This window comes from Solibacillus sp. FSL W7-1464, from assembly GCF_038004425.1.
Classification (GTDB): domain Bacteria; phylum Bacillota; class Bacilli; order Bacillales_A; family Planococcaceae; genus Solibacillus.
Genome location: NZ_JBBORC010000001.1, coordinates 2,176,778 through 2,190,769, shown reverse-complemented (window position 1 = coordinate 2,190,769; position 13,992 = coordinate 2,176,778). Strand labels below are relative to the sequence as shown.

The window sequence follows — 13,992 nt, the reverse complement described above, 5'->3', positions numbered from 1 at the left end:
ATAGGGGCAAATCCTTTAAATATAAACTGATAATAAGGAGACCATATATGAAAAGAGATGCTGTCATTGTATCAGCTGTTCGTACGGCGATTGGAAAACAAGGTGGGGCATTAGCAAGTCTTCCTGCTCATCTGTATGGAGGGGAAGTTATAAAAGAAGCAATCAAGAGAGTGAACCTTAATCCTGAAATGATAGATGATGTGATTATGGGAAATGTTTTAAGTGGTGGCGGCAATATTGCGAGATTGACAGCTTTACAGGGCGGTTTATCTGTCAACATACCGGGGTTAACAATAGACAGGCAATGTGGTTCAGGTATTAATGCAGCTGCATTAGCTGCCCAAGCGATACAATCTGGTGCAGGTGATGTATATGTTGCCGGGGGTATTGAAAGCATGAGCCGTGCTCCATATCAATATGAACGTCCAGAACAAGCATACAGTTCAATCCCGCCAAGGTATCGTAAAACGTTACTTGCTCCTGAAGAAATCGGTAACCCTGGGATGGGAACTACTGCAGAAAACCTTGCAAAAAAATATGATATTACAAGAAAGGAACAAGATGAGTATTCCTTAAGAAGTCAACTAAGAATGGCAACTGCAATTAATGAAGGTCGTTTTGATGAACAAATCGTTCCAATTACTATCCCTGTCCGTAAAGGTGAGCCGATTCTTTTTAACAAAGATGAGCATCCACGTCCGAATACAACGTTAGCTGCATTGGCAAAGCTATCTCCGGCTTTCCAAAGAGATGGAACTGTCACAGCAGGCAGTAGTTCCGGACTTAATGATGCGGCATCAGCAATGGTCATTATGTCTCGAGAGAAGGCTGAAGCATTAGGGATTCAACCATTAGCCACGATTAAAGGATCAACTGTCGCAGGAGTAGATCCTAATATCATGGGAATTGGTCCCGTACCGGCAACGAAAAAATTATTAGAGAAGTTGAATCTTTCTTTATCCGATATGGATATTATCGAATTGAACGAGGCATTTGCTGCACAGGTAATCGCCTGTGACCGGGAATTAGGAATCGACCCGGAAAAGCTAAATGTTAATGGCGGAGCAATTGCACATGGGCATCCATTAGGTGCTACAGGAGCAATTTTAATAACAAAAGCTGTCTATGAATTGAAACGATCCGCAGGGAAATTCGCCCTCATTACAGCTTGTATCGGTGGAGGCCAAGGAATCTCTTTAGTAATCGAAAGGGAGCCGAACTAAAATATCATAAAATCTAAGACTCGAGGAGCACACTATTATGCGAGGAAGAATTATAAAAGAAAGTATAGACCTTTTTGATAAAAAGGGATTCAGTAAAACTTCCATTCAAGATATTATTGATACAATCGGTGTGACAAAGGGTACCTTTTATTATTACTTTAAAAGTAAACAGGAATTATTAATGGATATTCACTTAAACTATATTAAAGAGTTATTAGCCGAACAAGCAGTGATTTTAAATGACGAGTATCTAAGCAGTATAGTAAAAATGAATAAATTAATTCATTTAATTATAAAAAATATTAAAGTACATGGTAAGAGCGCAAGAGTATTTCATCGGGAGTTTCGGCATCTGGAAGATAAGCAATTAAAGTTAATCAATGATTATCGGAAAGAATTTCGTATTAATCTCGAAAAACTTTTTGATGAAGGTATTGAAAAAGGAGAATTCAGGGAAGATCTTAGAAGTGATATTGTTATCTTTGGCATCCTTGGCATGGTTAACCGTTCCTATAATTGGTATAATCCGGATGGAGAAGTAACAGAAGAAGAACTTGTCAGTACTTATATGGAAATGATATTAAAAGGAATAAATAAAGATACAAATTCTACAGAATATAAGAGGAAAAATTACAGCGGAAGTACTTTTTAAAAGGGAACATATCATTATGGAGATATTAGCCATTGCACGAAAAGAAATTTATGGACAATTTACGAGCAAAAGAGTAAACAGGCATCTGTATCACTCTTTTGTTTTTATTTTTTCACTTCAAATACCGAAATTGTCAAATTAGCCACAAACATTGTGAAAACAAGGTTTTGTGGCTTCTTTGTGCATTTTTTACGGTAAAACAAGCTATCTTTACAAAAAATGGTTGAACAAATATTGATAGTGTGTATATAATGTGTTTATAGTATATATACATTATACAAAAAGGTTTGTGATTATTTGGATGGTTCACTGATATTTTATAGGACAGTATAACTGTTAAAACAAGTAATGAACAACACGATTTTAATAAGTAAAAATGAGGGATTGGCATGCAAATAATTATTTCAAACATTTCAAAAGAACCCATTTATGAACAAATTACAAATCAGATTAAATCCGCCATTTTGGCAGGTGAACTGCAGGAGGGTGCAGCAATACCTTCCATGCGTAACCTTGCCAAAGAACTGCAAATTAGTGTCATCACAACGAAGCGTGCTTACGAGGAATTGGAAAAGGCGGGCTTTATTTATTCCATTGTCGGAAAAGGGTCCTTTGTAGCAGAGCAAAATTTAGAAGTCATCAGAGAAAAGAAATTGAAAGTCATTGAGGAGCAAATGAGTTCAGTCATCACGAATAGCAGGGAAATTGGTCTCTCACTTGAAGAATTGCAAGACTTATTAAAAATTTTATATGAGGAGTGATTTGAATGGAGAATGTTGTTGAACTTACAAATGTCTCGAAAAAATTTAAAGATTTTTCAGTAAAAAAATTGAATTTAGAAGTGAAGAAAGGCTTTATAACAGGCTTTATTGGGGCAAATGGCGCGGGTAAATCGACGACGATCAAAATGATGATGAATCTATTAAGACCGGATGCCGGGGAAATTAAACTTTTCGGTTTGGATTACATGAAACACGAGAAGACGATTAAAGAGCGCATTGGGTTTGTATACGATGGCAATGTGTTTTTTGAAGGGCTGAACTTAAAAGATATAAAACGCATCGTGGGCCCTGCATATAAACGCTGGGATGATTCACTGTTTCATCAATACTTGGAAAGATTTGAATTGCCGCTGAATAAACCAATAAAGACTTTTTCAAAAGGAATGCAAATGAAGGCATCATTGGCAATAGCATTATCCCATCATGCGGAGCTTATCATTATGGACGAGCCAACAGCAGGATTAGACCCCATTTTTAGACGGGAGCTATTGGATCTATTACAGGAATTAATGGTGGATGGAGATCGTACCATTTTCTTCTCCACACATATTACGTCCGATTTAGACCGTATTGCAGATTATATCGCGCTTATACAGCGGGGGGAGTTACTATTCAATCAGTCTATTCTTGATGTAGTTGAAAACTATGCACTCGTAAAAGGAAGATTGGAGCTACTGGACCGGGACACTGAACAGGCATTTATTCATGTTCACCGTGCATTAACAGGATTTGAAGCATTAACGGATAATATCAAAGGAGTACAAAGAATTTTCGGAGACACCGTTGCCATTGATCAGGCCTCTCTGGAAGAGATCATGTATTACATGAAAGGGGGAATACAACATGTTTAATCTTATCAGACGTGATGTCATCTTACAGAAAAAACAGCTATTACTTTTTGTTCCTTTTGTCATTTTCTTTATTTTCATGGAAGCAAATCCCGCTATGATCTTTCTCGTTGCCAGCATTCTGATTCCCTTTAACACATATGCCTACGATGAAAAAGTAGAGACGAACATCTTATTGAATTCATTACCTTATACACGTTCGGAAATTATCGCATCTCGCTATATTGGTGCTGTTATCTATATGGTTTTAGCAATCGGTGTGACAAGTCTCACATTATTTGTTTTCAATAAACCTTTTACCCTGACACATATTGCGATTGGCTGTAGTTTATTTTTATTGTTTGCTTCATTTACCTTCCCATTATTTTATTTATTTAAACCGGGTTATATTTTTCCGGCTGTACTGATTAGTTTTCTCCTTTTATCTGCAGGCGGACCAGCTATTGTGTTATTTTTAGCTGACCAATTGACTGTAATCAAGGATTTTATTATTAATTTATCCATCCCTGCTTTATATACAGGGGCAACCATTGTCGTCATCACAGTCTATGTCGTTTCCTGGGTGGTTACGAACAGCATATACCAGCGAAAGGCGTTTTAAGTAAAGGTAACATCCTATATGGAATATGAAATTTAAATGAACTCAGCTATTCAAAGAGCAAACTTCGTATGATGCGGGTTTGCTTTTTTAGTTGGTAATTAGCAGAGCAGAACGGATCCCATTAGAAAAGTGTTTTGATCTTATTACTTCCAACTAGTGGTGGTGAGCCAATTTATTTCAATAATAGTTTATTTATGGTAATTTAGTAATAATTCAGTTTTCTATCTTAAGGAGGGTTATTCAATATGGTTTCATTTCCTAAACCGGGGGCCGAGCAGTTTTTAAGGACATTTTCAATAAGAGATTTTGCGGTAAGTCCCGATGAAAATCAACTTGTTTTCAGTACCAATTTAAGCGGAAAGTACAACTTATGGGCAATGCATCTGCCAAGTACCTTCCCGACACAGCTGACATTCAATAACCAGAGCTGTCACGGTCTTCAATATGATAAACAAGGCCGATTCATCCTTGCAGGCTTTGATGAAGACGGCGATGAAAACACACAATTTTACGGGTTGCCTCTTCATGGCGGTACATTACAGCCCATTATTCATGAAGAAGGAACACGCAATACGGGAATGATTCTTTCAAAGGACGGAAAAAAGCTTTACTACACTTCTTCAAAAGGAAATCCTTCTTTTTTGAATACGTATAAATATGACCTGGAAACAGGGGCGGAAGAATTGGTTTTAGAAGGAAAAACGACTCCAACGTTAACAGTTGGGATTAGCCCGAATGAAGAAACTATCCTTTATATGACGGCGTATTCCAATACACATACACTGTTGTATGCAAAACGGGCGGACAAACATACTTTGCTGACACCAGCGACCGATTCCGAGCACACGGTGAGTGATGCCTGTTTCGCTACAGATGAACTTGTCTATTTTTTAACGGACTACAACGCAGATTTTACATACTTGGCTTCATATAATTTAGCAACAGATGAATTTACGAAAGTAAAAGAGATAGAGAATGAAGGCTTCACTACGCTGAAATATGACCAGCATAAACAGCGCTTATATATTGTCAGTGAAAAAGGTGTAGAAGATACTGTATACATGTATGATTTAGGCTCGGATGAGTGGGAGAAAATAGAGACGCCGTGCAGCACGATCGATAAGCTTGTTGTCACGAATTCAGGAAATTTATATATGTTGGGCGGTACTGCAACTCAACCGGATAATATTTACCGTTTTACAGAGAATGAGTGGACTTCTCTTACACAATATACCGTTCCGGGTGTCGATCAAAGCGAATTAGTGGAGCCTGAAGTCATTACGTACACTTCTTTTGATGGGCTGGAAATCGAATCGCTATTTTTCAAAGCGAAAAAGGAAAATGATAATGGGGAGATCATCTTTTGGCCACATGGTGGTCCGCAAGCTGCAGAGCGAAAATTCTTTAGAGCTTCGTTCCAGTTCTTTTTAAATAATGGCTACAGTATATTTGCGCCAAATTTCCGTGGATCTACAGGTTACGGATTGGCTTTCACAAAAATGGTAAACGGTGATTGGGGATACGGTCCGCGACTTGATAATGTCGCGGGTCTCGATTGGCTTATTGATAAAGGTTATGCAGAAAAAGGCAATATTTTACTGATGGGTGGCAGCTATGGTGGCTATATGGCCTTACTGCTCCACGGACGCCATGCGGATTATTTCAAAGCGGTAGTCGATATCTTTGGACCGTCTGATTTGTTTTCATTTGTCAATTCGGTACCGGAAGACTGGAAGCCGATGATGGATCAGTGGGTAGGAAATCCGGAACGAGACAAAGATAAGTTTATCGAATACTCACCGATTACGTATTTAGAAACAATGACAAAACCAATGCTCGTTATCCAAGGGGCAAATGATCCGCGCGTTGTGAAAGAGGAGTCGGATCAAATTGTGCAGGCGCTGAAAGAGAAAGGCCGTGAAGTGGAATATATGCTTCTTGAAGATGAGGGTCACGGATTCTCCAAAAAAGAAAATGAAATTGCGGTTTACCAAAAAATCCTTTCCTTTTTCAGCCAGTTTGTAGAGTCTAAAGTGTAAAATATAATAATAAGCGACAATCATTTTACAAGAATGATTGTCGCTGTTTTTACTTGGAAGTGATGATATCGATTAGCGTTTTTAACCCGTCATTTACTTCGACCAGCTGATCATTGCCCTGCACTTCAAAAAGATACACGTTATCATCATTTTCTGGAGAATATATGTAACTGGCTGCTAATTGCTGTTCCAGTACTGGCTTACGATCAAACTGATGAACCCTCACCACATACATGACTTCGTTTTCCTGTAAGTATTCGATTTCAAGCACTGGCTCTTCTTTAAGGATTTTATTGTCCGGCCGTTCCAACTGTATGTATGGGAACCTGTAAATTTCAACCATAGAAGTAAAAGCGGGGTTCGAATTCGTCATCACTAAAACTTCTTCATTTGTTTTAGTATCTCTTACTGTAATCGTATCAATATGACTATTCAAAGCTTTTCCTATAATGGCATCCCTGCTCGACTCTTGCCGCATATCAAAAATAATCCAGCCTAAAACAATGGCACCGATTGAGATTACCGAAAGCCATTTTCTCATCACTTAGACAACTTGCCAGTAAAACTAGTCAATTGAAGTGGCGTTATCGTTCCTTGATGGAAATAGAGCTGCCAATGTCCGTCAATCAATTTCCAAATCGAACTGCGCAGTGTATTCCGTTCTCTAGTTGTATCCACTAAAAAATAAGTAGCTAAGACAATGTCAGGAGCGAGCGGATAGATTTCGTAGTTATGCAGTTTCATTTCTGTCAAAACAACACCCGTTTCAAGACACTCTTTTTTATCATAAATATAACCGGAGCTGCCGATCTCAAAAAATTCATCTGCTAAAATGGCGTCGAGTTTTTCTTTACTCCTTCTAACTTCCAAACCGGTATGACTTTCCTCTAGTTGCTGTAAATGCTCTTTTAAATTCTCTATCATCATAATTACCACCTAACTTTTTTCCGTCTATCTGAATTTATTTCTATATTATTTATTGTAAATCCTCTTATTTATAAGAAACCTTTCAACATCTGTTGGTGAACAAGTAATTTATAGATAGATCTCTATAGTAAAATCTTGAATAAAAAGGAAATGGGGAGGGGTTTATTTTAAAAACCAATATTGACTTATAAAACTTATAGTGTAAAATTACACGAAAAGAGTAATGTTTCTTACTGGAGGTTTTTATGAAAGTTTTTTGGTTAGTTCTTTCTTTAGTGCCTGTCGCATTTTTATTTCATTTTTATGAATATAGACAACATATCAAACATGAAGAAGCGAAATTCCTTCTTCTGGGATCTATTCTGTTCGTTCTAGTTACCGGTATTTTAGCTGGTAGTGTAAAATTACGGTATGTTTTCTTAGTAAATGTCGTATCAACATTACTGTCTGTTTTTTTGGCTTCATATTTTATAACAGACGATGGCAGTTGGTTTATACCTTTTGGCAGAGATATGGCAGTAATATTTTGTTCAGTTATATTTGTAATAGGACAGTTATTTGTTAGACTTTTTACACGTAAGTTTTTCATAGGATAGGAATTTGTTCGATTTTTTTCGAAAGGAGAACTAAAATGCGGATAAAATTATTCGTTTTTTTTGTAGGGACTTATGTAATTGCATTTTCAACAAATTTAATTCCATCATTGAAGCATCCAGATTCAGTGATGAATGCTTTTAACTTGATTGCTACTGGATTGTTTCTAACTGCTTTGCTAATGTTTATTAAAGAGGCCTCTTTTTGTAGTAAGTTTAAGAGCGGATTAAAAGCAATATTCCTATTTGGTTCTATATCGGGCTTAATTGTCTATAGCATTAAAATTTCTGAAAGCGTAATGATGGATTACGCCATATTAGATATCATAGGGTCCATACAGTACCCGTTTTATTTGATATATACGACTCCGCTATTTGGGATCAACTATTTATTTAATTTAAATTATGAAGCATTCTCTCTGTTAATGTCATCAGTGTATGGTATGGCTTTTATTCGAATTATGAGTTTCAAAAAAGTAGATATTCAGAAGGTTTGAATAAGAATGGAGGTTAAATTATGGATGCATTATCAATCCTGGCTATTGTACTCATCGTCACCGGAATGGTTGTATGTGCTATCAAAATGAGAAGCTTGAAAGATAAAATTCATGATCAAACAGCTACACCGAAAATCATCAGGTGGATCTGGGGAACAACAGTGTGGGGAGTCTTGAGCATTTTTATTGTAGTATGGTGGCTAATGCCTCGATTGCTGTAAAAACTTTAACATATAACGAAGGAGCTGTTTTACAATGTGTGGGATTAGAAACTAAAAATAAAGAACGAGATGTTGGTCTTCCAAAGCATCGACAGGAATTAATGGAAGCGATTGAACTTGATTTAATCAATGATAAGAATGTTTTGGCTGTTTTTTACGGAGGGTCCATCGGAAATGAGGAAACGGATTTATATTCTGATATCGATCTTCGTATTGTTGTAAAGGATGAAGTATATGAGGAGTATAGGTTGAACAAAAAGCAACGGGCCAGTAACTGGGGAAATGTTCTTTTCTTTGAAGACTTTTATTGGGCAAATTACAGTACGGCACATTACAGGTCATTTATAAAAGTGGACAGCTTTTATTATAAAAAGTTGGATATGAAGCCATCTATATGGACTAAGAAATTAAAAATTATTCATGATCCAACAGGCTTGATCCATGATGTATTAACAAAATCAGCAGATTTGACGTATATACCTTCTATTCAAGAAATAGAGCATTGGAGAACTAAATTATTTGCTTATCTGCATGAAGCGTACAGAAGAGTGATGAGAAATGAAATCTATTATGCACTTCACAATATAGATAATTTAAGATTATCCATGATAACGGGTTGGTATATGGAAGCAAGCTTACAACCTAATACTTTTGGAGATTGGGCAAAATTAGAAGGGGATAGAAGCAAACTAAGTGATCGGCAATTATCACTGTTAATTCAGTGGCAATGCAGTAGAGAGCAAGAAGAAATTTTAAATGTAATGAAAAATATCATTCCGGAATTTATTCAAATTCATAAGAAATTATGTGAGCAATACGGAGTTGATGAGAATCCCGAGTGGGTAAAAGATATTATAGATTTGGTAATGTAATTTCATATATAAGTCAGCGGTAATATGTCAGCAAAGAATATAAAAAACGCTCAGTTTTTAAATATCTTTGAGCGTTCAATCTGCTTATTCAACTAAAGCCCTTACTTCGTGTTTTGAAAAATCATCCCAAAAACAGTACCTATCCAAACGCCTATGAAAACAGTAATCGCAAAGAAGCCCAGACCCATACCTTCCCAACCACCAACTACAAACATGCTGAAAAGTATTAACCCGAAGCAAAGCAGGCTCATTATAGCAGAAGTTAAAAGTACTATTTTTTTTGAAACTTTCCGGCCAATAAAAAACATCATAAATGCAAATAAAATTCCTAACAATAATAAAGGCGTCCATCCTTCCAACATCAAAGCATCCACTTCATTACCCCCTGTTATATTTTCGTGAACCGATATGACTGTTATATACCCTGAAATCCATTCTGTAAAAATTTTAACATCCTTCTTCCGGTATTGATTCACACCAAGTGAACCAATCTTCCTGTACTTGCCAATTATATTTAAATAAAGATAACATTTTGCACCTCGTTCTAGTAGAATAGTAAGCAAATTATAACTTAAATGGAATTTTAGGGGAACAAACTTGTAGATAACTTCAAATTTAAGGAGTTGACCGAATGAATAAAAAAACGGCAAATAAAGTGTACATTATTTCAGGTCCGGCTGGTGTAGGGAAGTCAACAACTTCAAAAGAACTGGCAAAAAAATTTATGAACAGTGCCTATATTTCTGGTGATGATGTTAGCCATATGCACATGAACGGAAGAAAAAAGCCGTGGGAAAGCGCAGACGAAGCAGCTTTGATTTGGGATAACATATTAAGTCTCATAAAGAACTTTATTAAGTATGGCAATGACGTCATCGTTGATTATGTAACTTTTCCTAAAAAAGCAGAGTGGATTAGCAAAAATCTTAAAAGTCTAAATGTGGAAGTGATTTATGTCGTCTTATGGACTGATAAGGAGACTTTGTTGGCCAGGGACAATATGAGAATGCCAAGCGCTAGAATGGGTGAACGATGTACGATTTTAGTAGATGAGTTCCTAGAATCAGGATTAAATGAAAAATACATATTTGATACAACGAATACTTCCTCAGACGATATGTCATACGTGGTCCATGAAATAGTAAGCAATCCAAAATATAAATTAAATTAGAAAAGAAAATACAAGCAGGACTAAACAATTTATATAAAGAGAAAGTAGGAATGATGATGAGCATATTAGAAACCGAAAGATTACTATTAAGACCATTAACAGTAGATGATTCAGACAGAATTGAAGAATTGGCCGGAGAATATGATGTAGCAAAGTCTACACTAAACATACCACATCCATACCCGAAAGGCTCTGCCTGTCAGTTTATAGAAAGCATCCAATCTGCAGAACAAAATAATAAAATTGTAATGTTTGCGGTTGTTCATAAAGAATCGCAACTGTTAATTGGCCTGATAAATTTAAATTTATCCATTCCGTATGTAAGAGGAGAATTAGCATATTGGATTGGTAAAGAGTATTGGGGAAATGGCTATGGTACAGAGGCTGCTAAAGCAGTGTTGAAATATGGTTTTAGCCAACTTAAATTAAATAAAATATTTGCTGCTTCTTTTACATCGAACCCTGGTTCATGGAAGGTAATGGAGAAAATCGGTTTGAAATATGAAGGCACATTAAAGCAACATGTATCACGCTTTGGTATATTTTATGACCTGGCATACTATGGGTTGTTAAAAGATGAATTCAAAAACAATGCACAGTTGTGAAGTGAAAATCAGGTGGTGAATGATCATGGAACATTTTTTGACAAATTTAATTTTAATCTTAGCAATTTTTGGCCTTGTACTATTTTTTGTGAATAAGTTTTTAAGAAAATGGCTAAACGTGGAAAAGAAAGAACTCTTCTCGAATCATTTTGTAAATGAGAAACATAAAAAAATGGATTGGACTGTTAGAATTACTTTTATAGTCGTTATGCTAGTTGGTTTTTTCTTTAACGTCAGCGAAGATCCTTCAAAGCACATTTGGTTGCTGCAACCTCATGTTCTTATGTTGGGCTTAATTATTGTAACTGAACTAGTTCGAATCATTATGGAAAAGAGATATGCTGCAAACAAGAATGATTATATTTTCACCGCTGTTCAATTAGTAGTTATCTCGACGTTCTTAATCGCAATGTTTTCGACAGATTTTTTTGGCTTGCTGGCATGGTAGTAAATGCGTATACCTTTTCGCTTAAAGCATATTGAGAAAGGAAACACTGATGAAAAAGAAGAAGTTAATAATGGCGGTTATTTTAATCGTTCTTATACTTGCAGGGCTGTTCCAAGTTACGAAACTGAGAACATTTCAATTATTTGGAGGGTTGACCTACCAGGCGGAAACAGAGGAGAAGGTTATCGCTTTAACCTTTGATGACGGTCCGACAAAGAATGTCGATCAGCTTTTGCCTTTGCTGGATAAATACAACGCGAAAGCTACATTTTTCCTGATCGGAAATGAAATTGAAAAGCATCCTGAAGAAGCAAAAAAAATAATTGAAGCAGGGCATCAAATTGGAAATCACACATATTCCCATAAACGAATGGTTTTAAAATCGCCTTCTTTTATTAGAGAGGAAATAGAAAAAACGGATGAGTTGATCAGAAATATAGGGTATGAAGGGGAAATTGACTTTCGCCCGCCTTACGGGAAGAAATTCGTTGGCCTGCCGTATTATTTAAACAAACATAATAAGGAAACGATTATGTGGTCGTTGGATCCGGAAACGTATTATACGAGTGTGGATGAAAAAATCAATTATGTATTGGAAAATATTCAGCCGGGATCGATTATTTTGCTGCATCCCATGTATGATCAAACCGGCGGGACATCGCAAGTGGTTGAAACGATTTTAAAAGAACTTACGAATGAAGGTTATCGATTTGTAACAGTGGATGAACTTCAGTCATTGTGAGCACTTTCGCCTCAAAAAATTTTATAAAGCCTGTATCTGCGATTTCTCGAAAATCTAAGATACAGGTTTTTTGATTTCAATTATACTTGTATGAGAACTTACATAATAAAATATTTTTGGGAATTTGAACCTGTATTGATTTGGCAATCGTCTAATAGCAGAATTGAATTTTAAATGTAAGGGGGGGCAGTACATTGGACAATGAAGAGAAGGAGTATTTACTGGAAAAAATCATGATTGACTACGGAAATGAACTGGTACGGCTTGCATTTTCCTATGTGAGGGATAAAGAAATTGCGAAGGACCTTGTTCAAAATACGTTTATTAAATGCTATAACAACCTGGATTCCTATCGATTTGAAGCGCAAATTAAAACATGGCTTTATCGTATCACGATCAATGAATGCAAAGATTATTTGAAAAGTTGGCACTATAAAATGGTACAGGTTAAAAGTTTTATAAATGTAACAACCAACGCTGTACGACCGTCAATCGAAAAAACCGTAATTGATAAATATCAAGATGAAGAATTAAAAGATATCATACTATCTCTTCCGAAAATCTACCGGGAAGTTGTTTATCTATACTACTATAATTCATTAAACACAGAAGAAATTGCCGGTGTTTTGGATATCTCTGCGAATACTGTGAAAACTCGATTAAGAAGAGCGAAACAACGGTTGGAGCCGATGATAAAGGAGGCGGAACTTAATGGAAGATAATCGATTCAGAGGAAAATTTAATGATATTTCAGATCAGGAATTGAATTTTACGAAAGAGGACCGTAATGAAGTATTCGAAAAAATCCATAGCATACAGAAAAGTAAAATCCCAAAAAAATCTTTGATTGTATCAAGCAAAATGATCCCAGTTACAACGGCTTTATTAATTGTTGGTCTCTGTTTATTTTTATTCCTTCCGTCAATGCTTCCTGGAACTATAAATAAAGAAATAAGCAGCATTAGTGTAAATAAAGAAACGAATCCAGCTGTTGCAGGCACTACAGGAACAGAAGAGGCAAAAGTGTTAACAACTTTAATAACGGTTAAGTCTGAAAAAATGGATGATCGAATATACCTCAACCTTTTACTTTCATACAGTACAGACAAAAAAATGGTGAAAGTAGTATCGATTCCTTATGATACATATGTACCTGTCGCAGAACAAGATGAAGGGACTACTTTAAACGACAAATTGTTATTTGCGTATCAGCATGGGGGCGCTAAAAATGTGAGGACCATTGTCTCCAGTCTTTTTGATCTACCGATTGATCATCATGCAGTGATTGAACTGAGGAGTTTTTCTTCGTTCATTGATTCTATTGGTGGGGTAGAGTACCGTTTGCAGGATGATATGACAGTAAGAGGGATAACTCAAAGGACAATGGAATTTAATAAAGGCGCCAATCATTTAAATGGAGAAGGGGTCGTAGCATTAATGATGGCTGCTACAGAGCCGAACAGCCTTGATGAAGGGAACCTTTTAAAATTGATGGAAGCAGTAATAGATAAAGCGGAAAATGAAACTTCATCCAATAAGTTAAAAGAATCATTTGCAAAATCATTAAGCGATATACAGTTGTTAGATAAGGATATAAAAGCTTTCAAACAAATATCTTTAAGCGGCGGAATGATCGATGATGCAATCACAATTAGTAATACAGAAGGCAAACACATTTACAGGTTTGATGAGGAGTTTCTAAATACCGTCTCAAAAGAGTTAACTACCTTTAAATAATCATTAGAGGCTCGATTTTCCCAATTGGAATCGA

General features: G+C 36.1%; 19 protein-coding genes. 16 read left to right on the top strand and 3 right to left on the bottom strand.

The features are described from left to right. Positions 1 to 47: 47 nt before the first annotated feature. From MKZ25_RS10720 to MKZ25_RS10695, 6 genes are all read left to right on the top strand, one after another. A complete protein-coding gene (locus MKZ25_RS10720) occupies positions 48 to 1,223 on the top strand; it encodes a thiolase family protein (protein ID WP_340801486.1) in 1,176 nt (391 codons plus the stop codon). 37 nt (positions 1,224 to 1,260) lie between these two features. Continuing rightward, positions 1,261 to 1,875 carry a TetR/AcrR family transcriptional regulator gene (locus MKZ25_RS10715; RefSeq protein ID WP_340801485.1) on the top strand — a complete coding sequence of 205 codons (615 nt, stop codon included), beginning with the start codon at positions 1,261 to 1,263 and terminating at the stop codon, positions 1,873 to 1,875. 389 nt (positions 1,876 to 2,264) lie between these two features. Continuing rightward, positions 2,265 to 2,636: a GntR family transcriptional regulator gene (locus MKZ25_RS10710; protein ID WP_340801483.1), complete on the top strand. Its 372-nt coding sequence runs from the start codon at positions 2,265 to 2,267 to the stop codon at positions 2,634 to 2,636. A 5-nt stretch (positions 2,637 to 2,641) separates the two neighbouring features. Further along, a complete protein-coding gene (locus MKZ25_RS10705; protein ID WP_340801482.1) occupies positions 2,642 to 3,508 on the top strand; it encodes an ABC transporter ATP-binding protein in 867 nt (288 codons plus the stop codon). After that, positions 3,501 to 4,106 (top strand): ABC-2 transporter permease, encoded by a 606-nt coding sequence (locus MKZ25_RS10700; RefSeq protein WP_340801481.1) that lies wholly within the window; start codon positions 3,501 to 3,503, stop codon positions 4,104 to 4,106. The genes MKZ25_RS10705 and MKZ25_RS10700 overlap by 8 nt, the downstream gene beginning before the upstream one ends. 245 nt (positions 4,107 to 4,351) lie before the next feature. Then, positions 4,352 to 6,145, top strand: a complete 1,794-nt coding sequence (locus tag MKZ25_RS10695; protein ID WP_340801480.1) for a S9 family peptidase — start codon at positions 4,352 to 4,354, stop codon at positions 6,143 to 6,145. A gap of 49 nt (positions 6,146 to 6,194) precedes the next feature. Here the strand turns inward: MKZ25_RS10695 and MKZ25_RS10690 are convergent, their stop codons facing one another. Beyond that, complete coding sequence (locus tag MKZ25_RS10690; RefSeq protein WP_340801479.1) at positions 6,195 to 6,686, bottom strand: histone acetyltransferase; 492 nt, start codon at positions 6,684 to 6,686, stop codon at positions 6,195 to 6,197. After that, positions 6,686 to 7,069 carry a nuclear transport factor 2 family protein gene (locus MKZ25_RS10685; RefSeq protein ID WP_340801478.1) on the bottom strand — a complete coding sequence of 128 codons (384 nt, stop codon included), beginning with the start codon at positions 7,067 to 7,069 and terminating at the stop codon, positions 6,686 to 6,688. Before MKZ25_RS10685 ends, MKZ25_RS10690 begins: the two co-directional genes overlap by 1 nt. A 248-nt stretch (positions 7,070 to 7,317) precedes the next feature. On the opposite strand from MKZ25_RS10685, the gene MKZ25_RS10680 reads away from it, so the two are divergent. The 4 genes from MKZ25_RS10680 to MKZ25_RS10665 are packed head-to-tail and all read left to right on the top strand — an operon-like array spanning position 7,318 to position 9,255. After that, a complete protein-coding gene (locus MKZ25_RS10680; protein ID WP_340801477.1) occupies positions 7,318 to 7,668 on the top strand; it encodes a hypothetical protein in 351 nt (116 codons plus the stop codon). Between the two features lie 35 nt (positions 7,669 to 7,703). Then, a complete protein-coding gene (locus MKZ25_RS10675) occupies positions 7,704 to 8,162 on the top strand; it encodes a hypothetical protein (protein WP_340801476.1) in 459 nt (152 codons plus the stop codon). Positions 8,163 to 8,182: 20 nt separating this feature from the next. After that, the gene (locus tag MKZ25_RS10670) at positions 8,183 to 8,383 is read left to right on the top strand and encodes a phosphate starvation-inducible protein PhoH (RefSeq protein ID WP_340801475.1); all 201 of its coding nucleotides are present in this window, start codon (positions 8,183 to 8,185) and stop codon (positions 8,381 to 8,383) included. Next, positions 8,326 to 9,255 (top strand): hypothetical protein, encoded by a 930-nt coding sequence (locus MKZ25_RS10665; RefSeq protein ID WP_340801474.1) that lies wholly within the window; start codon positions 8,326 to 8,328, stop codon positions 9,253 to 9,255. Before MKZ25_RS10670 ends, MKZ25_RS10665 begins: the two co-directional genes overlap by 58 nt. 101 nt (positions 9,256 to 9,356) lie before the next feature. Here the strand turns inward: MKZ25_RS10665 and MKZ25_RS10660 are convergent, their stop codons facing one another. Beyond that, entirely contained in the window at positions 9,357 to 9,629 is a 273-nt protein-coding gene (locus MKZ25_RS10660; protein ID WP_340801473.1) for a YesK family protein, read from the bottom strand. 257 nt (positions 9,630 to 9,886) lie between these two features. Between MKZ25_RS10660 and MKZ25_RS10655 the strand changes: the two genes are divergently transcribed. The 6 genes from MKZ25_RS10655 to MKZ25_RS10630 all read left to right on the top strand — a co-directional run bounded on the left by MKZ25_RS10655 (position 9,887) and on the right by MKZ25_RS10630 (position 13,958). Beyond that, entirely contained in the window at positions 9,887 to 10,426 is a 540-nt protein-coding gene (locus tag MKZ25_RS10655; protein ID WP_340801472.1) for an AAA family ATPase, read from the top strand. A gap of 56 nt (positions 10,427 to 10,482) precedes the next feature. Further along, entirely contained in the window at positions 10,483 to 11,031 is a 549-nt protein-coding gene (locus MKZ25_RS10650; RefSeq protein ID WP_340801471.1) for a GNAT family N-acetyltransferase, read from the top strand. Between the two features lie 25 nt (positions 11,032 to 11,056). Then, complete coding sequence (locus tag MKZ25_RS10645) at positions 11,057 to 11,479, top strand: DUF4181 domain-containing protein (RefSeq protein ID WP_340801470.1); 423 nt, start codon at positions 11,057 to 11,059, stop codon at positions 11,477 to 11,479. 49 nt (positions 11,480 to 11,528) lie between these two features. After that, positions 11,529 to 12,221 (top strand): polysaccharide deacetylase family protein, encoded by a 693-nt coding sequence (locus tag MKZ25_RS10640; RefSeq protein WP_340801469.1) that lies wholly within the window; start codon positions 11,529 to 11,531, stop codon positions 12,219 to 12,221. Positions 12,222 to 12,415: 194 nt separating this feature from the next. Then, entirely contained in the window at positions 12,416 to 12,943 is a 528-nt protein-coding gene (locus MKZ25_RS10635) for a sigma-70 family RNA polymerase sigma factor (RefSeq protein WP_340801467.1), read from the top strand. Next, entirely contained in the window at positions 12,933 to 13,958 is a 1,026-nt protein-coding gene (locus MKZ25_RS10630; protein WP_340801466.1) for an LCP family protein, read from the top strand. Before MKZ25_RS10635 ends, MKZ25_RS10630 begins: the two co-directional genes overlap by 11 nt. The last annotated feature ends 34 nt before the right edge of the window (positions 13,959 to 13,992 follow it).